This is a genomic window from Ensifer adhaerens, from assembly GCF_020035535.1.
Classification (GTDB): domain Bacteria; phylum Pseudomonadota; class Alphaproteobacteria; order Rhizobiales; family Rhizobiaceae; genus Ensifer.
The window spans coordinates 658436-680281 of the sequence record NZ_CP083350.1; the positions used below are offsets into that span (position 1 = coordinate 658436).

Here is a 21846-nt window from a genome sequence, read left to right on the forward strand (position 1 = left end):
CGGCGCAATGCATCGAATCCCCTCCTGAAACCGGATTTGAGAGGAGACGACGATGCATCAGGACCCACTTGGCGGCGGAACCGGCACGCACTGGCATGAGCCGGCCGGAACGAAAAAGGCTGGCTTTGGCGAGTTCAAGAAGCAGCCCACCCCCTATGATCAGTTCATGGAAAGCGAAGGCATTCCCGTCTTCCGTGATCTCGGTGTGTCCAATGTGAAGAACCTGCCGCTGACGACTTGGAAGCGGACCGGCGGTCGCGGCACGTATATCCAGCTCTACGGCACCGAAACGAAGTGGGGCTGCCATCTCGTCGAAGTCCCGGCAGCGGGCGCACTGAACGCCGAAAAGCACATGTACGAGGAGATCTATCTGGTCGTCGAAGGACGTGGCTCGACGGAGGTCTGGATCGAAGGCGAAGGCAAGAAGCATGTCTTCGAATGGCAGGAGGGCTCGATGTTCTCCATCCCGATGAACGCCATGCACCGCATCGTCAACGCCACCAACAGCCCCGCGCTGTTGCTTGGAGGCACGACGGCCCCGAATGTGCTGAACCAGATCCAGAACGTCGAGGCGGTCTTCAACAACCCCTTCATCTTCCGCGATCGCTTCTCCGGCGCGGACGACTTCTACAAATACCGAGAGGAGATCGAGCCGGATCCGGTGCGCGGCCTTGCCATGCGCCGCACCAATTTTCTGCCCGACGCAGTCAATTGCGACCTGCCCCTCGATAATCGCCGTTCCGTCGGCTATCGCCGCGTCGAGCCCTTCATGACCAACAACGCCTTCTATTACTGGATCGGCCAACACGAAAATGGTCGCTACTCGAAGGCGCATGCACATACGTCGGCAGCGATCCTCATTTGCCTCAAGGGCGAAGGCTACACCTACTCCTGGCCGGAAGAATGCGGCGTCAATCCCTGGAAGGACGGCCACGGCCATCGCGTGCGCCGGCTGGACTATGGCCCATACGGCATGGTTACCGCCGCCCCCGGCGGCGCCCGCTGGTATCACCAACATTTCAGCGTATCGAAGGAACCCTTCCGCCTCACGGCCTGGTTTGGCCCGCACAACCCTGGCCGCGACCCTGGCGCACCCGGCGAGAAGCACACCGACTATACGGCCATCGACGTCAATGAGGGCGGCACCGCAATCCCCTACTGGATGGAGGATCCCCATATCCGTGCGGAATACGAGGCGCTGTTGAAGAAGAACGACGTGGAGGTGCGCATGAAGCCGGAATGGTATGAAAAGCCGGCCGACACCTCGAAGAAGCTGTCGACCGTGGTCTGACCCATGGCCGACGACAAGGAAGAACAGGGCGGCCGCATATTCTTTTCGAACATCGGCCGGAGCATGGAGTTGGAGGACGAAATCGTGCTGACAAGCGTCGGCATCGATATCGGCTCCTCCACCTCGCATCTCGCCTTCTCGCGCATCGTGCTCGAGCGGCTCGACACCCGCTACATGGTGGTCGAACGCACGTTGCTGCACCAATCGGACGTCCTGCTGACGCCCTATCGAGGCAACGACGAAATCGACGCCGACGCGCTCGGCGCCTTCATTGCACAGCAGTATGAAGCGGCCGGTCTGACACCTGACGCCATCGATACCGGCGCCCTTATCCTGACCGGTGTCGCCGTGCGCAGAAGCAACGCGCGCGCGATCGGTGACATCTTCTCTGCCCAGACCGGCAAATTCGTGGTCGTCAGCGCAGGCGATGGCCTGGAGACCACGCTCGCCGCCTTCGGCTCGGGCGCCGTTGCGCGCTCGGCAAAGGGAAGTACCCGCGTACTCAACGTCGATATCGGCGGTGGCACGTCGAAGCTCGCATTGTGCGAAGGCGGTTCGATCCGACACATCACCGCAATCGACATCGGCGCACGCGTCATCGCCTTCGACGACGACCGCCGCGTGACCCGCATCGAGGAAGCCGGCCAATACTTTGCGGCCCAGGCCGGCGTTGCTGTCGTCCTTGGAGCGGTTCTTGCAGAGGCGGACGCAGGCAAGATTGCCGACACCATGGTCGACTGCCTGTTCGAGACGATGCAGGGTGGATCAATGCGGCCGCAAACAACGGCCCTGCTCCGCCTCCCGGCCCTACCGGCGGGGCCGCTTCCGGATGTCGTGACCATATCCGGCGGCGTCTCGGAATTCCTATATGCAGGAGAAGAACAGCGTTTCGGTGATCTCGGCCCATTGCTCGCGGTGGCCCTGAGAAAGAAGCTTGCCGGTTGGCCACCGGCATTGGAAGTCCCGCAGCAGGGTATCCGCGCGACCGTGGTCGGCGCGTCGCAATACACCGTGCAGGTCAGCGGCAGCACGATTTACGTCGAACCTTTGGGGTCGCTGCCAATCCGCAATGTCCCCGTGATCAAGCCATCGCTCGCCCTTGGCGAGGAAATCGATACCGGCGCCATCGCCGAGGCCGTGAGCGACGCGCTCGCAAGGCTCGACCTTGTCGAAGGCGAAAGCCCGGTTGGGCTCTGCTACGAGTGGGAAGGCTCCGCCAGCTACGGACGGCTCGATGGCTTCTGCCGAGGGGTGTTGATGGGCCTTGCGCCGATCCTTGCCAAGGGCCACCCGCTCATTCTCGTCGGCGAAGGCGACATCGGCGGACTGGTCGGCATGCACTGCCGACAGGAGGCAAATGTCGCACGGGTGATCTCGATCGACGGCATCAAGCTCGACGAATTCGATTTCATTGATATTGGCGCAATGCTGGAGACGTCCGGTGCCGTGCCGGTGGTGATCAAGTCGCTGGTCTTTCCGAGCCTGGGCCTCGGCCATGAAGCCTTCGAGAAGCAATAGCGCCCGCTCGTTACCATCGCGCGTCCGGGCCGCGGTCCCTCCCGGGGCGCGCGGCCCCTTTCCCTCAATGGCCGGTCACCATGGCCGCCAGCCCATCGGCATCTTCCGGCGCCTGCCGGCCACGCCAGACGACGTGCATATCCGGCCGGACCAGGATCAGGTCATAGCCATAGATATCGCGCGCTCTCGGCTCCGCAATGTCAACGGCCGCGAAAGGTACGCCACGGGCAGCGAACGCCTGCGCCAGCCCCCCGCTGTCGGCGCCGGTTCCACCCAGCCGCAGCAAGGTATAGGCATTCCCGATCAGGTCCTGCACGGCCACGCCGTTATCGAGCCAGATGTGCGGAAGGCGGGCTCCTGGCCAAGTCGTCGGATGGTATTCGCGAAAAAGATGCTCCGGCCCGCCCGGTTCGTCGGTGATGACGGGCGACCCGACATAGCGATACCCGAGTTCGGCTCCAATCATCTCATTGGTCTTGCGCTGCTCGACATCCGCGACGCTCCTGAGGTTGTTGCGCGTCGCCTGGCCCTGCGGTGTCGCGTCGCGAATGTCCGGTCGATACTGAGCGCGCCACTTGCGGCGGCCGAGCGACGCATAGCGGGATGCTCCGACATTGCGGTCGCCGATCTGCCTGCGCTCTATCTCATAGGATCGCAGAAGATTGGGGCCGCCCCACCCTTCCAGCACGGCCGCAAGCTTCCAGCCAAGATCGACGGCGTCGCCGACGCCCGTGTTCATGCCGAGCCCGCCGGTGGGGATCACCAGGTGAGCCGCGTCACCGGCAAGGAAAACCCGGCCCATGCCGTATTGATCGGCCAGAAGCAGATTCTGCTTCCATTGCCCGACATAGAGCATGGTGTAGTCGACTGGCGCGCCGACTGCCTTTTCGAACTGTTCCGCCATATCTTCGTCGCGCTCGACGACGGCATGCAACGTCCAATGCCTGGTCGAATCCTGCATGATCAGGAACGTCGCCTGCCCGTCCGCCACATGGAAGTGCCGCCCCCTGCCAGGACCATCGCCGATGGGGATGCGGTCATACAATGTCTGGCTGGAATAAAGCGCCTGCCGCAGATGCAGGAGATTTCCCTCGCCACGCAGTTTGATCCCGAGCTGCTTGCGCACCGGGCTCCCACCGCCATCGCAACCGACCAGGAACTTTGCCCGGATCTCGCCCAGACCTCCTTTGTCGTCGACGATCTTCGCCGTTACCCCATGCGCGTCCTGCTCCAGCGACAGGAACTCGCAGCCATAGCGCACCGAAACCGTCGGGAGCGCTTCAGCAACCGACTTGAGCAGCGGCTCCAGCGTGTATTGCGATATCAACTGGTAGGCCTCGAGCGGAAGCGCGGCGTCCTTGGATCGCGCGATCTCCTCCTGCGCCAGCGACACAGAGGCATAGGGCAGCCGAAGCAATGGCGGCTCGCTCATCGAGAGGACGACATAGACGTCCATCGGCACCGATGCGTTGAGACCCGCCGCCCGGATCTTCTTGGCCAGCCCCATACGCCGGAAGATCTCCATGGTGCGAGCGTTGCAGCGCTCCATCTTCGGCAGGAATTCGGGACTCTCCTTCTTCTCAAGCAGGATGCAGCGCACCCCTCTTTGTCCCAAATCGATTGCGAGCGTCAGCCCCACTGGACCGGCTCCGACAACAACGACATCCGCTTCATACATTATGGGATTCCATCAAACATGGGTGGACGCGGTAGCTGGCTTTTCGGCAATCATTCTCGGCATTTCGATCGCGTATTCTGCCCTATTTCTCGTCCTCTCAGTATTGCAGGGCGATTTCTTTCGTCAATGTCAAATTTCACAAAATCTCATAATTTGAGATTTCACAAAAAACTCTGGACAAGAAATTGCGACTGAAGCATGGTGTCGACGCCGTCCGATTACGGGGCCGCAGAGGAGGAGAGCATGACAAAAAAGCTGGAGCTGACGCTCGCGTGCGGCGACTACGAGATCGTTCGCGCCCTCAAGGAAGGTACGGTCAGGCCCGACGGCATCGAACTCACCATCCTGACGGAGATGGACTCCACCACGCGACATTGGCGCTTCCTGCGAAACCGTGAATTCGATGTGGCCGAGGTCTCGCTTTCCTCTTACATCGCGGCCAAGGGCCGCGGCCTGCCCTTCGAAGCGATCCCGGTCTTCCTGCACCGCCGCTTCCGGCATGGCTTCATCTACACCAACACAGGAAGCGGCATCCGCGAACCGAAAGACCTGATCGGTCGCAAGGTTGGCGTGAAGAACTATCTCGTGACGGCGACCCTGTGGCAGCGCGGGCTGCTGGAGAGCGAGTACGGCGTACCGCACACCTCCATGGACTGGTACGCCGAACTCGATGAAGATGTCGACTTCACGCCCCCTGCCGACCTCAGGCTGCATCGGCTGCCGGATGACAAATCCGTCGAGCAGATGCTGGTCGACGGCGAAATCGACGCCCTCCTCCACCCCGATCTGATCGATCCGATCGTGAAGAAGGATCCGCGCGTTGGACGTTTGTTTCCTGACTACAAGCGCGAGGAAGTCGAGTACTTCAGACGCACCGGCATCTTTCCCATCATGCACGTGCTCGGCATCCGCCCCGAAATCGTTGCGCGTCATCCCTGGGTACCGATCAACCTTTACCAGGCCTTCAACGAGGCCAAGCGCATTGCCATGGAGCGCATGGAAAACCCGCGCATCGTGCCGCTGGCCTGGTATCGCGAGGCTTGGGAGGAGCAGCAGGCGATCCTGGGCGACGACCCCTGGGCCAACGGCCTCAACGAGCAAAACATAAGGACGATAGAGACGGCCGTCGGCTACGCCCTGCAACAGGGGCTGATCGGCAGGAAAGTCGAACTCTCCGAGCTCTTTGTCGACCTCTCGCAGGGTCGAAAGCGCGGTAACAAGCACCGTGTGTGACAGCTGCCTCACCCCCACCGAACTCAACGAATTCAGGCCGGCCTGGCAGTGCCACCAGTCGCCGAAACTAACGGAGGCCAGCGTGCACGACGAGCTGAAACAGCGCATGATCGAGGCCGGGCGCATTCTGGAACAGGCCGGACAAGGAGACTGGACCCGCGGTCACATCTCCCTGCGCGTCCCCGACGCGCCGGACCGCTTCTACATGAAGGCGTCCAAGATCGGCCTTGAGGAAATCGCCTTCGACAACATCATTACCGTCGGCCTCGATGGCGAAAAGATCGAGGGCGAACATGGCCGACACAACGAGGTCTACATCCACTCCGAAGTGTTGCGCGCACGCCCCGACGTTAACGCCGTTGTTCATACCCACGCGCCGCATGCCGTCAGTTTTTCTGCACTTGGCAAGCCGCTCCAGGCCATAGGCCATCCCGGTGCGATCTTCGCGGAAGGACTTCCCGTCTTTTCCGAAACGACCGAACTGATCACGACGGCAGATCGTGGCCGTGCGGTAGCGACGACACTGGGGACCCACGGCGCGATGTTGCTGCAGAACCACGGCCTCGTCACCGCTGCACCGACCATTGAGCAAGCCGTCTACCTCGCCTTATCGCTGGAGAACGCCTGCATGATGCAGCTCTGGGTGGAAGCTGCCGGCGGTGCAAAGGCGCTTGGCAAGCCGGAGGACGTCCAAGCCAAGCGCAAGCACATGTTTCGCGACGAGATGTTCAAGGCAACGTTCGCCTATCTCGTGCGCCGCCTGAAACGCAGTTGACCGGCTTCATCGGTCGTCCGGAGGAACTCATGCATTACATCGACGCATTCAACCATTTCTTTCCGAAAGCCCTCTGGGACCGCATCCAGCAGCTGGAAGGCGCGGGCAAGGATATTGGTCGGCGCATGCAGGGCGTTCCCTGTATCCATGATCTTGAAACGCGGTTCCGGGTGATGGACCAGTTTCGGGATTACACGCAGATCCTCTCTCTTGGCATGCCGCCGCTGGAGGCGATGGGTGGCCCGGAACAGGCGACAGAACTGGCCCGCATCGGCAATGACGGCTTGGCTGCCCTAGTGAGCGCGCACCCCGATCGCTTCGCCGGTTTCGTTGCCGCCCTGCCGATGAATGCACCGGAAGCGGCCGCCAGAGAGGCCGAACGCGCCTTTACCGACCTCGGCGCCAACGGCCTGCAGATCCACACGAACGTCAACGGCGCGCCGCTCGACGAAGAACGTTTCTTCCCGATATTCGAGACGGCTGCGCGGCATGGAAAGCCTGTGCTATTGCACCCCTCACGCACCGCGTCCATGCCCGACTATGCGACCGAGGACAAATCGAAGTACGAGATCTGGTGGACGTTCGGGTGGCCCTATGAAACGAGCGCGGCCATGGCGCGCCTGGTGTTTTCCGGGTTCATGGATCGCCTGCCCGATCTCAAGGTCCTCGCCCACCATATGGGTGCGATGGTGCCCTATTTCGAAGGCCGCGTCGGCCCGGGCTGGGATCAGCTCGGCAAGCGGACATCGGATGAAGACCTCTCTTTGGTGCTTCAACGGCTGAAGAAGAGGCCGCTCGACTACTTCAAGGATTTCTATGCCGACACCGCCGTATTCGGCTCCCGCGCTGCGACGCTCTGCGGCCTGGAGTTCTATGGCAGCGACCGCATCCTCTTCGCTTCGGATTCTCCATTCGATCCGGAGAAGGGTCCCGGCTACATCCGCGACACGATCAAGATCCTGGAGGGGCTCGATCTCCCCGCCGCCGACATGGAAAAGATCTGTTTCCGCAACGCAGAGAACCTATTTGGGCTTAAAGCGTAAGCGCCAAGTCACGGTTCTCCGCAAAAACGGATCACGCTTCAACGGACAGGAAGCCTTCATGAACGAACACAAACACGAGACCCACCCGGAGATCGTGAAGCGGCTGAAACGCGCCGAAGGCCATCTGAGAAGCGTGATCGCCATGATCGAGGACGGTCGCCCGTGCCTCGATATCACGCAACAACTCCATGCCGTTGAGAAGGCCATCACCAACGCCAAGCGCACCCTGATTCAGGATCATCTCGACCATTGCCTGGAAGACACGATCGGCGGTATCGACCGGGACCAGCGCCTGGCGCTCGATGGACTCAAGGCTATCGCCAAGTACCTTTAGGGGGCCGTTGCATCGGGGAACGGCGCCGTCGAATTTGTAACGATCGGAGTTCGTCGCCGCGTATGACTGGCGTGTCCAAGCCCTTGAGAATCCGAGAACCGACCCGCAGCTGATAGATAGCGGGGCGGCAGACCGCCACCGGCAATCGCTGGACAATGGGTTGCGCAAAGTTTGAGTTGACCGTTTTCGATCGCGCGGCGACACTTGCAACCTGTAGCGAGGCAGGAGGAAAAATGATGGCCGAGCCAGACAACTGGCGCCACATGGCAAGTGCGCCGAAAAACGGCAGTCGGATCCTCGTCACGATCCGACCGTCCGAACAGGGAGCGGCGGAAGTCGACCTCGCGTTTTGGTCGAATGGCGATCAGTTCGGTGCAGAAGGCTGGCGGGCTTCTGATTCCTCCCCAGGGCGCATCATCGAATACGCCGAGCCGGAATTGAAGTGCTGGATGCCGATGCCATCGGCCAATCTCACTCGCATGTCGATGCCCACCCCGTGGGAAGGCGACGATGAAGAAGAGCTCGACGGGTCAGGGATTTAACAGCTCACGCCTCCACCGAAGGGATCCGGTCCATCATATTCCGGGACGAAAGGTGCTGCTATGCCGGATCACGGCCCGTCACCCGTGGTCGCTTCGAGCACAAGTGACCCCTCAGCCTCCAATCGGACGCGGCCTCTGCCGACGCGAACGAGGCGAATGGGCGCGTGCTTTTCTTCGAGCCGGCGACGGAGCAGCAGGAGCCGGGTTTCCAGATTGTCCTTGATCTCCGGCATGCGGGCGCCGGCCGCAAGCCGCATTTCCCTGTTCGTGAATTCGCTTCGCCCGTCACTCAGATGCCAGTCGAGCATCAGCCGCAACAACGTTCCGGCAACGCCCTTCACGATGTAGGTGCCGTCGACGAATACGCTGTCATCAAAGCGGTGATGGGCCACCCGGATTGCTCGCGCGTTGGCCGCGGGCTCAGGTGCGGGTACGGCCTGTCGCGGCTCCGCTGCAGCTGCCTCCCTCTCGCTGGCTCTCAGGGCACTGGCGGCCTGTTTCGCCAGGATTTCGAGAGCCGCCTCGTCTTCCTGACGGAAGGCCAGCCGTTCCGTGCTTTCAACATAGAGCACGCCCGCGACGGTGCCGCGGGTGGTCATGGGGACGGCGATCTGGCTCATGGCCCTCGGCAACTGCGGGAAGCCGACCGTGCGTGTGGCGTCTTCGGCGCCTTCCGTTTCCAGGCCCATCGCCTCGCCGAAGCGACGTACGCGGCTCATGTCGCTGACCTTGACCGTCTGTCCGCTCGTTGCCGCAGCCCCGATCAATCCTTCGCCGCCGGCGACTTCCGATCCGAGCCCCGAGCGCTCATAGCCGATGCTGCCGGTGGTGATCAGGCAACCGCGATGGTGGTCGTGGATGAGCACGAGCGCGTTGCCGTATCCGAGAACACGCTGGACCTCGCCGAGCAGGCTGTCGATGATTTCGTCGGCTTCCGCCTGCCGCTCGATGGCGTTGATCGCCTCCGAAAGGGCGGGAAGGCTGACCGGCGCGCGACCTGCCATGGTCGACCCGGCCTCCACCGGCGAGCGAACCTTTTCAATCGCATGAACGCGAAAGACGTCAGCACTCCTGAGCCGCATGACATCCGACATGCCGACTTGCGCGCTGCTCGCCTTCAGCTGGCGGGCGATTTTGTCGAACAGTGCGCCGGCATCGACGGATCGCACGAAGCCGATGTCGAGCAGGAACTGGTCTCCGGTGAAGCCGTCGACGAGGATCAACGTGACCTTTGGATTGGCACGCACATTGGCCGCCGTCTTGGCGAAGAACTGGTTGGAGAGAGCGACATGCTCCTCATCGACCTGAACCACATGGGAGAGATAGGAGATGTTCGGCATCCCATCGGCCGAAGCCGTGGCGATGATGGATGGGATGACGCCCTCGAAACAGGCGCAAAGATCGGAAAGCCGCAGGTTCATTGCGACCTCGCCCCGGCCAGCATGCCGGCGAGCGGACCAGGCGTCTGGACATAGATTTCGCTGATCGCCAGCCGGGCGACCCTCGTTTCGCGCGCCGTCAACCACGGCGCGATGAGGTCCCGGGGCACACCAAGAGACTCGAGTTCGTCTGTCGCTGCCGTCATGAAACGGTTGGCGCGATCGAGGTCGGCCGTTTCCGTTTCTCGCATCGAGGCCACCCCCTTCAATTGGAAGCTCACGTAATCCGAGGGGCTGACGAAGGTGGCGGCGATGCGCCCGGTCTGCCGGATGCAGGGCTCGAGACGCGGCCACTGCCAGTCGGAAAAAAAGACGTCGATCGTCTCGCGGTCTTCGAGGAGCTGGAAGCCCACGCCGCGTCCCGCGGAGGGGCGGCCCGTCTCGTCGGCGACAGCAATGATGCACATCAGCGGCCGATTGAAAAAGTCGAGGAGCCTGTCGTCGAGCTTCACTGTCGTTCCCCGTAGCGTGTCCTTGGCCTTCTTAGCAAACTTTTAGGATATTAGGGACGCCTTGCATATTCATTTAGGAACGCCGGTTTTTGCGGTGCGCTATAGAGGGGTCGTACCGGCTGGACGGCCTGGAAATCCACCAATCAGCGCTCTTGGACGGCCCCTGCGCCATCCGGGCGAAACATATCGACTTCGCCCCGAACGTCGCGGCGGAGACGGGATTTCTGCGTCCTTCGGCATGAGCGAAAGCATCGAGGATGCATCCGAACCTGGAGAGAGAAATGAAGAAGTTCACCTATGCGGCGGTCACTCCGCCGGGACATGGGACGCCGGCGCTGGCGTTCGGCAAACACGTCGTCCGCATGACGGCAACCAATACGGGCGGTTCGCTCGGCATGTTCGAGGCCCATGTTCCAGCCGGCGAAGGCCCGCCGCTTCATGTGCACGAGCGGGAGGACGAGTTGATCCGCGTCCTTGCCGGCCGCTTCGGCTTCTGGTGCGCCGGCGACTATGTCGAACTCACCGACGGCGGCTGCATCGCGTTGCCGCGTGGCGTGCCACACCGCTTCCGCAATATCGGGAAAGCAGAAGGCCACCTGATGGTCGTGGTCACGCCAGGCGGGTTTGAAGACTTCTTTTCCATCGTCGAACTCTCCAGGCCCGAAACACCGGAGCAGATCGCCTCTGTCGCCAAGGGTTTCGGCCTGACCTTTCTGCCTGACGACGACCGTCAGGTCGCCTGAACCAACCCGAAACACGCACCGCAAACGCAGCAACGGTCCATCGAAAGGAGACCGAAGGATGACACACGTGCCTTCGAATGAAGACGAAATGACACTGACCGCAGCACAGCTCGAGGCCTACCTCGTCCGGATCGGAGTGGAGCATCCGGATTGCCTCGATATTCGCAGCCTGTCGCAACTGCATCGCGCCCATCTCATGAATTTCACCTGGGAGGCACTGGATGCCTTCATGGGATGGCCCTCCGCCATCAGCCCGACCGCGGCTTTCGCCAAGATGGTCGAGGGCCGGCGCGGCGGCTGGTGCTACGAGATGAATGGCCTCTTCGGTGCGGCCCTGGCCGCCCTCGGCTTCCGCGTGACCCGCCTTTGCGGCGGCGTCGAGCGGGAAAAGCTCGGCGACATCGCCATCGGCAATCATCTCACCCTGCGCGTCGATCTCGACCGTCCCTGTCTTGCTGAGGTCGGCGTGGCGGACGCCATCGTCGAGCCGGTGCCGCTTGCCCTCGGGCCGTTCAGCCAGCGCGGCTTCGATTTTTCGATCATACCGGCGGATGGTGGTTGGCTGCGCTTCAACAACCACGCACACGGCATCGCCAAGAGCTTCGATTTCCGGCCCGACCATAGCGACGAGGCGGCCATGGCCGCAACGCAAGGCTGGCTGATGCAGGATCCGGGCTCGCCGTTCACCAATGCACTTGCGGTCCTGCGGCACACGGCGGACGGCTATGTCGCCCTGCAGAATGACCGCCTGCGCCGCGTGTCGGCGGAAGGCCTCAGCGAACAGCGCATCACCAACGCAGACCAACTCGCCGACATATTCAACCGCGTGTTCGACCTCGACGTCCCCCGGCCCGGACGCGTCTGGGAGCGTGTCCAGGCGATCGGCCGCGACAGGGCCGCTTGAGCCCGCGCCATCATTCCGCAATCAAGGAAACATCCATGCTTCGCATTATTGCTTTCTCGTTCGCTCTTGCCACCGGCACCGTCGCTCTTGCCGCCGCCAGCGACCCGGCGCCCGCCGGCGCCTACAAGACCGACCCTTCGCATTCGAGTTTCAACTGGTCGTTCAGCCATTCCGGCCTTTCCCACTACACTGCACGCTTCACCAGGGTCGACGCGCGGCTCGACTGGAAGCCGGACCGGCCGGATACCTCCACCCTCTCCGTCACGATCGATCCGCTATCGGTCCGCACCGACTATCCCTGGCCGGAAAAAGTGGACTTCGATGCCGAGATCGGCGGTGAGGACACGTTCCTCGCCGCCCGGCCGATAACCTTCGTCTCCAGGGCGGTCCGTATCACGGGCAAAAAGACCGGCACCGTCGAAGGTCTTCTCACCTTCCGCGGCGAGACGCACCCGGCAACACTCGACGTCACCTTCAACGGCTCGATGGCCGAGCATCCGATGATGGGTGTCCCGAAGATCGGCTTCTCGGCAACCGGCAGTATCCGCCGCAGTGAATGGGGGCTGGATTTCGCGATCCCCGAACTCGGCGACGAGGTCACCTTCGCCATCGAAACCCAGATGGTTCCGGCCGATTATTCGTTCCGGTGAAAAATGTGCGGCAGGTTCGCATTGACCGCGATGGGCCGCAGTCATGTCCGCCTTACGAAAGAAGTACCCAGCACGCTGCACCGCCATCCATCTGAAACGACGCATGGCGGTGCAGATTTCCGTTATCGCTGCGCGACAGGGCGCACCAGGGGCGTCACACGGCGGATGGTCACGCGGCGGTTCTCCTCTTCGGGCTCCTGCGTGCTGATCTTCAGGAAGCGCTCGCCATAGCCTTGCGTCACCAGGTTTTCCGCCGGAATGCCGTAGACTTCCGTCAGGAGGACCGCGACGGACTCGGCACGCTCGTCGGAGAGGACCAGGTTCGAGCGGTCGGAACCGACAGCGTCCGTGTGCCCCTCGATGAAGAAGGTTTCACCGGGATCCTTGCCGAGTACCTTCTGCATGGCGTCGGCCACCGTCCGCAATGTCTTTGCCTGCGACATCGACACTTCGGCACTGCCGGTCTCGAAATGGATCGTGTCGAGATCGATGCGCCGAACCTTGTCACGGAGACGGGCCGAATTGCGGACCTCATCGATGGTATAGACACGCTCCACGCGCTCGACCGGCGGTTCGGACAGGAACTCGTAGTAATCCCGATCCGGCTCCTGCGAGTAGTCGACGATGTAGTCATCGACCGGGATCGTCAGGCGCATCGGCGGCAGGTCATAGCCGACGTCGACGATCGCCGGGCGCCTTTCGTCTTGATAGTCCGGTGCGTACATCAGCACATATTCGTTGCCGTCGCCGTCGACGCGTGAACGCTGCAACACGTCGCCGTACCGGTCATAGACGGTGACGATCCGGTAACCGCCCGGACGCACGATCGTCTCACGAACGCGACCGCGCGGAAGCTCGTCGTAGTACGCCTCCTGCGCGTCGTGGCGCAGGCGCGGACGATCATCGCCACGCACGAAGATCTGGTCGCCGACGCCAAGGACGACGCGATCGTCGAGCCGCTCGACCACGTGCACGTCGGTCACATCATTGTTCGTGGTGTTGTTGACCGTCGTGTTGTTGATCACCGTGTTGTTGATGACGGTGTTGTTGACGATGTTTGTCGTGTCCGGAACCGCGAAGGCTGGCGCCGCGTCGACGCGTCGGCCTTCCTCCTTGATCCCGGCCTCGATCCTCTGCGGAACCGCCTGCCGCACGTCGGCCGGTATTTCGGCCTGGGCCGCGGCGTCATCCGTCGGCGGCGCCACGTTCTTTTCCTGGACGCGCAATTCTTCGCGCTGCTTGCGCCGAGCCTCGCGCCCCTGGTCGCCACCGGACTTGTCGGCGTCCTTGTCACTGTCGAGCACAGCCGCGCCGTTATCGACCGGAAGCACGACGGTTTCGTCGGTCGCGGCCGGATCCTGGGCGATCTTGCGCTTTTCTTCCTTCGTTCGCTTGTCGACGACGACCGGAGCAGGCTTGGCCTGAGGTTCCTCACCCTGGCGCTGCTCGGCCGTTGCGGGCTGTTCGGAGCCTGGAACCGGCTGCTGCTCACCCTCACCTGTCTGTGGCGTCGGCTGCTCGGCGGACGGTACGGCATTCTTTTCCAGGGCTTTCTGCTCTTCCTGCTGTCCCTCGGCTTGCTGCTTGCGCTTCTTGGGTACCGGTACCTGCTGCTGCTCGGCGTTCTGCGGCGTGCCCTCCTCTGTGGCGGGCTGCTGACCCTCCGCCTGCTGTTTACGCTTCTTGGGCGTGGTCACCTGCTGTTCCTCGGTCTGCTGCGGGGTGCTGTCCTCCGGAGTGGGTTGCTGCCCTTCTGCCTGCTGCTTGCGCTTCTTGGACGCGGGCGCCTGCTGTCCCTCAGCCTGCTGCGGGGTCTCTCCCTCTACGGCGGGCTGTTGTTCCTGAGCTTGCTGCTTGCGCTTCTTGCGCTCGGGCGCCTGTTGTTCCTCAGCCTGCCGCGGAGCCGCCTCATCTACCGCGGGCTGCTGTTCCTCAGCCTGCTGCTTGCGCTTCTTGCGCTCGGGCGCCTGCTGTTCCTCAGCCTGCCGCGGAGCCCCCTCATCTACCGCGGGCTGCTGTTCCTCAGCCTGCTGCTTGTGCTTCTTGCGCTGAGGCGCCTGTTGCTCTTCGGCCTGTCGCGGCGCGCCCTCCTCTGCACCAGGCTGCTGTTGTTCGGCCTGCTGCTTGCGCTTCTTACGCTCGGGCGCCTGTTGTTCTTCAGCCTGCCGCGGTGCGCTTTCCTCGGAACCGGGCTGCTGCTCTTCAGCCTGTTGCTTGCGCTTCTTGCGCGACGGCTCTTCTGCCTGGCGCTGCGGCGCCTCGGCCTGCGGTTGCTGTTGTTCTGTCTGGCCTTCCTCGGCGGCCTTCTGCTTCTTGTGCTTCTTGAGCAGCAGCAAATCCTCGGGCGACTGCTGGTCGGACCCTTCCTGCGCGACCTGGAACGGTGCCATCAGGCTCTCGGCCAGCGCCGGCTGAACCACGAATGATACGGCAAAGACTGGCAGGGCCACCGTTGCGAAAAGTTTGGAAGGTATCGACATGTTCTATATTCCTCTTATTGGGAGGCCCCCGCGCCAGTTGCGCTTGTCACCGGCATCATGCCGGCCGAGCGGTGCGCCTTCACGCGCGCCACAAGGGGGCCATGACCCGCGGCTCCGACTTTTTTGTGTCAGTCAAAGGCTAGTCCAAACGCCGCAGCTACCGATCGGTTCCGCTTGCAGGCCTATTCAGAAACTGCCGACCGCAGGTCGCGCGCCATTTGTATCGATCCGAAAGGCGAAAATGCGGAGTCCGCGGGCGGGCGCACGAACGGCTCGCTCCGGTCCATGTCTAGACCGCTTCGAAACCGCGTATCGACGGCTCCGTTCGGTACGCTCGAAGGGCTCGAAATTACGAAGGAACTGAAACGAACAGGCGAAGGGTCGATTGCCGAACTGATCATTAAGTTCGTCGTTGCGCGCGCTCCCGCGCAAGCTCAGGCACCGCGCAAGGTGCGTTAGACGCGACCGGCGCGGATCATGGAGAAATAGTCGTCGCCGCCGACCTGACCGCCCTTGAGCGCTATCTCCAGGCCGTCCGAGGGACCGCCGTGAGCGATGCAGAGTGGCGATCCGGGTGTCTGCGGGAGGGGCATCTTCAGGGTCAAGGCGGAAATTCCCATCTCGCCGAGGGCATGGCTCGACGTGTCACCGCCGGCGACAACGGCCCGCGACAACCCCGCGCGCGAAACAAGTGCCGCCTGAATGCGGCCGAGCGCCCGGCCGAGGCGATGGCGCGCACTGTTCGACAGATCGCCCCCCCTGTCGGCTGCCGGCCCGAGCGCCGTGTACAGAATGACGCTGCTTCCTTCCCTCAACACCTTGAGTGCAGCCTCCACTGCGATCGCAATCTCCGGCCCCTCCGTTTCGCGCGACAATTCAATGGGATCGAGCATGATGCCCTCGAAGCCGTTTGCAATCGCGTGCCGGATCTGCCGCTCGGTCGTCGGCGAAACGCTGCCGGAGACGACAGCAAGTCGGTCGACCGGGCCGGCTGCGGCAAAGACGGGCTTGGCACCAACGATCCCTTCGCTTCGCCAGGCCGGAAGCAGCGCGTACTCGACGCCCGAGGAGCCGCAAACGAAGCGACCGTTCTCCCGGCGCTGGGTCCAGAGCAGCGAACCGGCGGCGGTTTGGGTTGCCTCATCGAGGACGTCGAGAAGCATGATATCGGCCTTCTCCGGCCGGGCGTCTGTGAAAAGCGAAACGACGTCGACGAGTGCCGATGACAGCTTCGTCTGACGGGAGAGATGCCGCAGCAGATTGGCCTCATCCATCGGCGTGACCGGATGGAACGACATCACGGGGTGACGGTCAATGCGATAGTTCACGCCCTGGTATGCGGCAAACAGTTCACCGAACGCCGTATAGCGGCGTATCTGCGGAGCGCCCACGATGAGCGGCACGGTACCAGCGCCGAGGACGTTGCGGCCGACCTCGATCGCGCGGCCAATATTGCCGACATGCGGAGCGGAATCGAAGGTCGAGCAAACCTTGTAATGGCAAAGCTCCGCGTCGAGCGTTCTCAGCCATTCGAAGGCGTCGCGCAGATGCACGTCCATCCATTCCGGCGTCTCGCTGCGGCCCGTCCCGGCAAGACCGAACGCGCGCGCCCCCGGGAAACGCGACGATAGCGCCGCGTCCGGCACCTTCAGGAACAGCACGGTCTCCACACCGTTGGAGGACAACGCCTCCATGACGTCCGTCGATCCGGTAAAATCATCGCCGTAGTAACTGATCAGCGGTCGCGTCATGTCTCAGGCCGCCCTGCCATCTGAGAACTTCTCAATGGATTGCGCAAGCTCCGGGTGGTCCTTCGCATAGGTTTCCAGTGGAACTCCGGCGACGGCGGCTTCCCATGCCTGCTTGACCGCTTTGACACCGGCGCCCGGTCCACCGGGATGACTGACGATACCACCGCCACAAAGATAGAGAAGCTCGGTCGAGCCTCCCGTGGCCGCAATCGTATCCGGTGCCTGTCCACCCCATTGGCCCGAGCCGATTACAGGCAGCACCACGTCCCTTTCAGAAAACAATGGCGTACTGACAGCCCTGTAGGAGCGTACGAAACTCTCGTCCGGCTCCCAGTATTTCACGCGAATGCCGTTGATCTGGAATTGGTCCACACCCAGCAGGCGCCAGAACTGCTGCCAGACGGAAAACTCGAAGCCAAGGCCGGCATGGCGCGTGAGGATATCCCAACCGTTGCGATGGGCATGCAACACGAGGCCCGAGCGTTTACGCAGGAAGGCGAGACCGCCGAACCCGATCGAATTGATATTGACCACGGCACAATTTCCGCCGGCTTGAAGCACCATGTCATGATTGCGCATCATCTCGTCCGGATCGGCATGGCTGATGCCGAAGGCATACATGACCTTCTTGCCGGTCTTCTGCTCGTGATCGAGAATGCGCGGCATGATTTCGGCCACGCGCTCCCTAAGCGGCGAATAGGCCGGGCTCATCAGCTTTTCGTCGTCCTTGATAAAATCGACGCCCGCGTCGATCAGCTCGCCGACCATCTCGGCGGTCTCGCTCGGCCGCAATCCCAGCGCGGGCTTGACGATGGTTCCGATGATCGGGCGCCCGCTCACCCCCGTCAGCGCGAAACTGCCGCGCGCGCCGAATTGCGGACCAGGATGCGCCGCAGCGAACGCCTCTGGCAGCTGCATGCCGACCACGCGAATGCCGGTCATGCCCTTGATTGAGAAGACGCCGCCGATCGCGATCGTCATCAATGCCGACAGATCGGTGCCGATGGCATCCAGAGGGAAATCAATGTCGACGTCCGCCCGGTTGAAATGCGTGGCGCCGTGGGCCTCGTCGGGAAAGGAGGCGCGATCCGACGAAGGCAGAGGGTGGATGCCGACCACCCGGGCGGCCACCCGCGCCTTCAATTCCTCTGTCTCGCCCGGCAATGCGACGAAGGTTCCCGTCGATTGGTCGCTGGCAATCTTGGCCGCCAGCGCTTCCACCGAGCCGGGCGTCTCTATGCGATAGGTCAGGCGGATCATGGTTTTCTCTCAGGCCCAAGTTAAAGCTTGCTAACTGGTATAATGAGTATTTATGTTATTGCAAGCCATCCGCTGACGGGCTATTGCGGCGATGGAACTTGATGCATATTCAAACCTGTCGAAATCAGGTGACTCATGAACGTCGTTTCCGAACCGATTGTGCGCAAGAAACTGTCCGACGAGGTCTTCGCTCGGCTGAAGCAGATGATCGAAGCCGGCGAACTCAAGGCGGGCGACGACATGCCGTCCGAACGCGAACTCATGGAACGCTACGGTGTCGGTCGTCCGGCCATTCGCGAAGCGATGCAGGCGCTCGCCGGAAAGGGACTCGTCGAAATCTCGCAAGGCGAGCGCGCCAAGGTGCTGCGCATTACCGCCGAATCCATCATCAAGCAGGTCGACCTGCCGGCAAAACTGATGCTCTCCGGTTCCGCAGACACGCTGGAGCATCTGAAGAACGCGCGCATCTTCTTCGAGCGCGGCATGATCCGCGAGGCGGCGGCCAAGGCGACCTCGACGCATATCGCCGAACTTCGCGCCCTTCTGGACAAGCAAAAACAGAGCCTCGGCGACGCGGATGCCTTCATCGAGGCGGACATGGCGTTTCATCAGTGCATCGCCAGGATTTCCGGCAACCCGATCTTTGTTGCGGTCAGCGGTGCGATGCTGGGGTGGCTGAAGTCCTACCATACCGAAATGCTCATCTGGACGGGTCGCGAGAATTTCACGCTGTCCGAACACGAGGAAATCATCCGCGCCATCGAGAGCCGCGATGCCGATCTGGCCGAGCAGGCGATGGTCAAGCACCTCGAACGCTCACGCGCGCTCTACGCTCTCAAGAGCCCGGGATAACGCTCAAAGAGCGACATCGACACAGGCGTAAGGCGCCAGCGTAAGCTGCTGCTGCACTACGAGCTCGCCACCATCCGCGATCGTTGAAACCTTCCCTGGACTTGCCGGCAAGATGACCGTCTGCTCATCGCAGGTGATATTCGCCAGGAGAAGCCGCTTCTGCGAGGCCAGTCCCAAGACGGCATCTGGCCGGGACGTCTCGACGGCAAACAGGAGCTCGTGGGACAAGGACGCAAGTCGCGCGAGGACATGCGCCAGCGGTCGCAACTCGCCGCTGACCGTGGCTTCCCCCTCGCCGGCCAAAAGCCCGAAGGGGCCGACAAGGGTCGAAAGGGTGAGAACGTCCAGCGCCGCCGGCGCAACCGTTGCCGCATAGGCGAGCGTCCAGGCAGCACCAAACTGGCCATTGTGCCGGGGGTCGACATTCGCCATGGGGATACGCGACCACGTCGGATTGTCCTTCGTGGCGCTGCCGTAAGGATTTTGACGCATCGCGATCGTCGAGGGACCAATGCGATACGGCTTGTTGCCGTAGATAGCGCGGGTGGAGTAGACGACATGACGCAGCGCCTCGAAGGTCTGCATGACCGAAAGATCATCGGCAGCATGCACGATCGGGTTCGTCGCGTGGCTGATATAGTCGATCTGATCCGGCGGCACGCGCTTGCGATTGAGCTCGGTGAAGTAGCTCATCATTCCGCCACCCAGCCGAAGACCGGGAAAGGCGACGCGCGCAGCAGCGTAGACCTCGCCAAGGGCGGGACATTCCGGCCACTTGCTCCCCGGCGGTGTCGACTGTCGATCGACCGACGGACAGACAAAAAGCGTATCGAGCTGGAGCTTGGCCTGGTCGACCATCGCTGCAAATTGCGCCATCTCTTCGTCGAGAGGCCTTAGGCAAGGCACCGCAAGCTCCAGCGTCACCTTGAGGCCGGACCTGGCCGCAATCGCCGCGTAGCCCTTCAGTGCCTCGATGCCATGCCCTGCAGCGGGATCGAAATGGGCGATCAGATGTTCCGCGCCGATGGCCTTCAGGATATCGAGCGAAGCCAACTCTTCCCGGAGACACTCGGGTCGCAGCCCTACGCCAATCGCGGGAAGTCTGACATTCGTCGGGATGAGCCTAACGGATATCGCATCCGAACGGTCGGCTGCAAGCTCCGCATTCCTCTCGGCAAGGACCTCTACGGAGATCCGCTGACTGAAGCGCTCACCCTTCGGCACGAGATAGGGCCAGGGCAAAGCCAAGGGCCGCACGTAGGTCTTGTAGGAGGCATCGGTCCAGTTGCGTTGATCCTCCATCTCGAAGACATCGCCAATGAACTTCGTTGTCACCATGATACCGGGCGCCACACGGTGGGTGATCTGAGCAATGTTCTTGAACGGTTGCCACGGTTCGATCGTATCGGGCCAGCGTGCCTCTTCCACCGAGCCGTCATCGTGCGTAATTGCAACTGGTTCTCCGGCAACACCGATGGCCGGATGCAGGACTACGAAGCCGGCGCGTGCGGTTTCGAAATCCGCATCGCTCACACAATCAGCCGAGAAATGCACGCTCGTCGCCGTGCCGGAGATCGCGACATCGCAGTCGAGATTGGCACCGGAAGGGGCTGTAAAGCGGGCGGCATGGGTGAGTGCGAAGCCTCGTTCGTCTTCCGTGATCCTCAGGTCGCGCAGCCGAGCCCTGCAGGTGCCCCAATCCTTGTCGCGCACGAGGAAGGAGATTGCACGCAGCACCTCATGGCCGCCGAACCGCAAGCTGCGCAGGTTGCCGTCCTGAAAAGACATGCTCAGATTGCCGGCGACCAGCGTGCGGCTTTCCGGCGCGCGTTCGGCGGTGCCATAGAGCCGAAACAGCTCATCCTTCATCGCAACAGGTCTCCGACGACGATGGTCTCTTCGCGCTCGGCGCTGAGATAGGCAGCCTCCACCAATGCGAAGGTCTTCAGGTTGTCGCGCCCGGACGTATCAGGCGCGCGGCGGGAAACTAGTCGCTCGATCCAGTGTCTCTGGATGAGAGCAACGCTTTCCTGAATGTTGTGCCACGGATTCGAGGCCCAGGGCAGCAGGTTCGGCGCGACGTCGCGTTCGACCGTTCCGGCCGGACCGTGGACGGCGAGCTTGTAGCCGAGCCCAAGGCGCAGCGTACCCTTGGTTCCGTCGACCTCGATCAAGGTTTGCGGGAACGGCTCCTCGGCAAGTTTCGTCGCATAGCTGACGTCGACGATCGAGGTGACACCGTTGTCGTGGCCAAGCATCATCGTCGCCACATCCTCGCCGGCGATATCCGGATTGATCCGGCGCGAGCGGGCAGACAGGGTTAGTGCGTCGCCGAACAGAAAGCGGGCGATGTCGAGGGAATGGATGCCGAGATCTTCGATGATGAAGCGCTTGCCCTTCGCAAGATAGGGCTGGCCGGAAAACACGTCGAAGCCGGAGCGGAACGACACGCGCCCCCAGAAGGGGGTACCGATCTCGCCACTGTCGATGACTTCCTTGACGGCCAGGATGGGCGTCTGCCAGCGGAAGTTTTCGTGGATCATCAACGCGATCCCCGCCTCTTCCGCCACTGCCACCATCGCCTTGGCATCGTCGAGCGTCGGGGCGAAGGGCTTCTGGCAGATCGCCGGCACTTTGTGGCGCGCGGCGAGTTCGACGAGAGCACGATGACTGCCAACGGTCGTGGCAATGTCGACGAAGTCGAACCCACCTTCTGCGAACATCTCATCCGCCGACGCGTAGCGGCGAGCGACGTCGAATTGGTCGCCGACGATCTTGAGCCGCTCGGGATCGCGATCGCAGATCGCCACAATCTCGACGTCCGGCAGCTCGCGCCAAGCATGCATTTGGTTGATGGCGAAGAAGCCGCAACCGATCAGCGCGCCCTTGATCCTCGCCATT

At 62.3% G+C, this 21846-nt stretch carries 19 protein-coding genes; 11 read left to right on the plus strand and 8 right to left on the minus strand.

Annotation, left to right across the window (positions count from 1 at the left end; all coding sequences use genetic code 11):
• The first annotated feature begins 52 nt into the window (after positions 1–52).
• A complete protein-coding gene (locus tag LAC81_RS23435) occupies positions 53–1291 on the plus strand; it encodes a cupin domain-containing protein (RefSeq protein ID WP_223729567.1) in 1239 nt (412 codons plus the stop codon).
• A gap of 3 nt (positions 1292–1294) precedes the next feature.
• Positions 1295–2809 carry an ethanolamine ammonia-lyase reactivating factor EutA gene (locus tag LAC81_RS23440; RefSeq protein WP_223729568.1) on the plus strand — a complete coding sequence of 505 codons (1515 nt, stop codon included), beginning with the start codon at positions 1295–1297 and terminating at the stop codon, positions 2807–2809.
• Between the two features lie 64 nt (positions 2810–2873).
• Here LAC81_RS23440 and LAC81_RS23445 read toward each other — a convergent pair whose 3' ends face one another.
• Positions 2874–4487 (minus strand): FAD-dependent monooxygenase, encoded by a 1614-nt coding sequence (locus tag LAC81_RS23445; protein WP_223729569.1) that lies wholly within the window; start codon positions 4485–4487, stop codon positions 2874–2876.
• A 243-nt stretch (positions 4488–4730) separates the two neighbouring features.
• Between LAC81_RS23445 and LAC81_RS23450 the strand changes: the two genes are divergently transcribed.
• The 5 genes from LAC81_RS23450 (at position 4731) to LAC81_RS23470 (ending at position 8414) form a co-directional block, all read left to right on the plus strand.
• The gene (locus LAC81_RS23450; protein WP_223729570.1) at positions 4731–5720 is read left to right on the plus strand and encodes an ABC transporter substrate-binding protein; all 990 of its coding nucleotides are present in this window, start codon (positions 4731–4733) and stop codon (positions 5718–5720) included.
• A gap of 82 nt (positions 5721–5802) precedes the next feature.
• Positions 5803–6495, plus strand: coding sequence for a class II aldolase/adducin family protein (locus tag LAC81_RS23455; protein ID WP_223729571.1), 693 nt, complete (start codon positions 5803–5805; stop codon positions 6493–6495).
• 29 nt (positions 6496–6524) lie between these two features.
• Positions 6525–7538: an amidohydrolase family protein gene (locus LAC81_RS23460; protein ID WP_223729572.1), complete on the plus strand. Its 1014-nt coding sequence runs from the start codon at positions 6525–6527 to the stop codon at positions 7536–7538.
• A gap of 58 nt (positions 7539–7596) precedes the next feature.
• Entirely contained in the window at positions 7597–7872 is a 276-nt protein-coding gene (locus LAC81_RS23465) for a metal-sensing transcriptional repressor (protein ID WP_223729573.1), read from the plus strand.
• A gap of 236 nt (positions 7873–8108) precedes the next feature.
• Complete coding sequence (locus LAC81_RS23470) at positions 8109–8414, plus strand: hypothetical protein (protein WP_223729574.1); 306 nt, start codon at positions 8109–8111, stop codon at positions 8412–8414.
• 68 nt (positions 8415–8482) lie between these two features.
• On the opposite strand, the gene LAC81_RS23475 is transcribed toward LAC81_RS23470, so the two are convergent.
• Both LAC81_RS23475 and LAC81_RS23480 read right to left on the minus strand, forming a co-directional pair.
• Entirely contained in the window at positions 8483–9835 is a 1353-nt protein-coding gene (locus tag LAC81_RS23475) for a GAF domain-containing protein (RefSeq protein WP_223729575.1), read from the minus strand.
• Positions 9832–10305, minus strand: coding sequence for a pyridoxamine 5'-phosphate oxidase family protein (locus tag LAC81_RS23480; protein WP_223729576.1), 474 nt, complete (start codon positions 10303–10305; stop codon positions 9832–9834). Before LAC81_RS23480 ends, LAC81_RS23475 begins: the two co-directional genes overlap by 4 nt.
• A gap of 281 nt (positions 10306–10586) precedes the next feature.
• Here LAC81_RS23480 and LAC81_RS23485 point away from each other — a divergent pair, with 281 nt between their 5' ends.
• The 3 genes from LAC81_RS23485 to LAC81_RS23495 are packed head-to-tail and all read left to right on the plus strand — an operon-like array spanning position 10587 to position 12602.
• Entirely contained in the window at positions 10587–11048 is a 462-nt protein-coding gene (locus LAC81_RS23485; protein WP_223729577.1) for a cupin domain-containing protein, read from the plus strand.
• Positions 11049–11106: 58 nt separating this feature from the next.
• Positions 11107–11952 (plus strand): arylamine N-acetyltransferase family protein, encoded by an 846-nt coding sequence (locus LAC81_RS23490; RefSeq protein WP_223729578.1) that lies wholly within the window; start codon positions 11107–11109, stop codon positions 11950–11952.
• Between the two features lie 35 nt (positions 11953–11987).
• Positions 11988–12602 (plus strand): YceI family protein, encoded by a 615-nt coding sequence (locus LAC81_RS23495; protein ID WP_223729579.1) that lies wholly within the window; start codon positions 11988–11990, stop codon positions 12600–12602.
• 122 nt (positions 12603–12724) lie between these two features.
• On the opposite strand, the gene LAC81_RS23500 is transcribed toward LAC81_RS23495, so the two are convergent.
• The 3 genes from LAC81_RS23500 to oiaX all read right to left on the minus strand — a co-directional run bounded on the left by LAC81_RS23500 (position 12725) and on the right by oiaX (position 18093).
• Positions 12725–15082, minus strand: a complete 2358-nt coding sequence (locus LAC81_RS23500; RefSeq protein WP_223729580.1) for an OmpA family protein — start codon at positions 15080–15082, stop codon at positions 12725–12727.
• Positions 15083–15537: 455 nt separating this feature from the next.
• A complete protein-coding gene (locus tag LAC81_RS23505; RefSeq protein ID WP_223729581.1) occupies positions 15538–16833 on the minus strand; it encodes a four-carbon acid sugar kinase family protein in 1296 nt (431 codons plus the stop codon).
• 3 nt (positions 16834–16836) lie between these two features.
• Positions 16837–18093, minus strand: a complete 1257-nt coding sequence (gene oiaX / locus LAC81_RS23510; protein ID WP_223729582.1) for a 3-oxo-isoapionate-4-phosphate decarboxylase OiaX — start codon at positions 18091–18093, stop codon at positions 16837–16839.
• Positions 18094–18228: 135 nt separating this feature from the next.
• Here oiaX and LAC81_RS23515 point away from each other — a divergent pair, with 135 nt between their 5' ends.
• Positions 18229–18945, plus strand: coding sequence for a transcriptional regulator NanR (locus tag LAC81_RS23515; RefSeq protein ID WP_223729583.1), 717 nt, complete (start codon positions 18229–18231; stop codon positions 18943–18945).
• A 3-nt stretch (positions 18946–18948) separates the two neighbouring features.
• Here the strand turns inward: LAC81_RS23515 and LAC81_RS23520 are convergent, their stop codons facing one another.
• Both LAC81_RS23520 and LAC81_RS23525 read right to left on the minus strand, forming a co-directional pair.
• Positions 18949–20814 (minus strand): hypothetical protein, encoded by a 1866-nt coding sequence (locus LAC81_RS23520; protein ID WP_223729584.1) that lies wholly within the window; start codon positions 20812–20814, stop codon positions 18949–18951.
• A complete protein-coding gene (locus LAC81_RS23525; RefSeq protein WP_223729585.1) occupies positions 20811–21845 on the minus strand; it encodes a Gfo/Idh/MocA family protein in 1035 nt (344 codons plus the stop codon). The genes LAC81_RS23520 and LAC81_RS23525 overlap by 4 nt, the downstream gene beginning before the upstream one ends.
• Position 21846: the final 1 nt, after the last annotated feature.

Excerpts from the sequence above, each read along its gene's own strand:
- LAC81_RS23435 (WP_223729567.1), top strand. The coding sequence starts at position 53 with ATGCATCAGGACCCACTTGGCGGCGGAACCGGCACGCACTGGCATGAG.
- LAC81_RS23440 (WP_223729568.1), top strand. The coding sequence starts at position 1,295 with ATGGCCGACGACAAGGAAGAACAGGGCGGCCGCATATTCTTTTCGAAC.
- LAC81_RS23445 (WP_223729569.1), bottom strand. The coding sequence starts at position 4,487 with ATGTATGAAGCGGATGTCGTTGTTGTCGGAGCCGGTCCAGTGGGGCTG.
- LAC81_RS23450 (WP_223729570.1), top strand. The coding sequence starts at position 4,731 with ATGACAAAAAAGCTGGAGCTGACGCTCGCGTGCGGCGACTACGAGATC.
- LAC81_RS23460 (WP_223729572.1), top strand. The coding sequence starts at position 6,525 with ATGCATTACATCGACGCATTCAACCATTTCTTTCCGAAAGCCCTCTGG.
- LAC81_RS23465 (WP_223729573.1), top strand. The coding sequence starts at position 7,597 with ATGAACGAACACAAACACGAGACCCACCCGGAGATCGTGAAGCGGCTG.
- LAC81_RS23470 (WP_223729574.1), top strand. The coding sequence starts at position 8,109 with ATGGCCGAGCCAGACAACTGGCGCCACATGGCAAGTGCGCCGAAAAAC.
- LAC81_RS23475 (WP_223729575.1), bottom strand. The coding sequence starts at position 9,835 with ATGAACCTGCGGCTTTCCGATCTTTGCGCCTGTTTCGAGGGCGTCATC.
- LAC81_RS23485 (WP_223729577.1), top strand. The coding sequence starts at position 10,587 with ATGAAGAAGTTCACCTATGCGGCGGTCACTCCGCCGGGACATGGGACG.
- LAC81_RS23490 (WP_223729578.1), top strand. The coding sequence starts at position 11,107 with ATGACACACGTGCCTTCGAATGAAGACGAAATGACACTGACCGCAGCA.
- LAC81_RS23495 (WP_223729579.1), top strand. The coding sequence starts at position 11,988 with ATGCTTCGCATTATTGCTTTCTCGTTCGCTCTTGCCACCGGCACCGTC.
- LAC81_RS23500 (WP_223729580.1), bottom strand. The coding sequence starts at position 15,082 with ATGTCGATACCTTCCAAACTTTTCGCAACGGTGGCCCTGCCAGTCTTT.
- LAC81_RS23505 (WP_223729581.1), bottom strand. The coding sequence starts at position 16,833 with ATGACGCGACCGCTGATCAGTTACTACGGCGATGATTTTACCGGATCG.
- oiaX (WP_223729582.1), bottom strand. The coding sequence starts at position 18,093 with ATGATCCGCCTGACCTATCGCATAGAGACGCCCGGCTCGGTGGAAGCG.
- LAC81_RS23515 (WP_223729583.1), top strand. The coding sequence starts at position 18,229 with ATGAACGTCGTTTCCGAACCGATTGTGCGCAAGAAACTGTCCGACGAG.
- LAC81_RS23520 (WP_223729584.1), bottom strand. The coding sequence starts at position 20,814 with ATGAAGGATGAGCTGTTTCGGCTCTATGGCACCGCCGAACGCGCGCCG.
- LAC81_RS23525 (WP_223729585.1), bottom strand. The coding sequence starts at position 21,845 with ATGGCGAGGATCAAGGGCGCGCTGATCGGTTGCGGCTTCTTCGCCATC.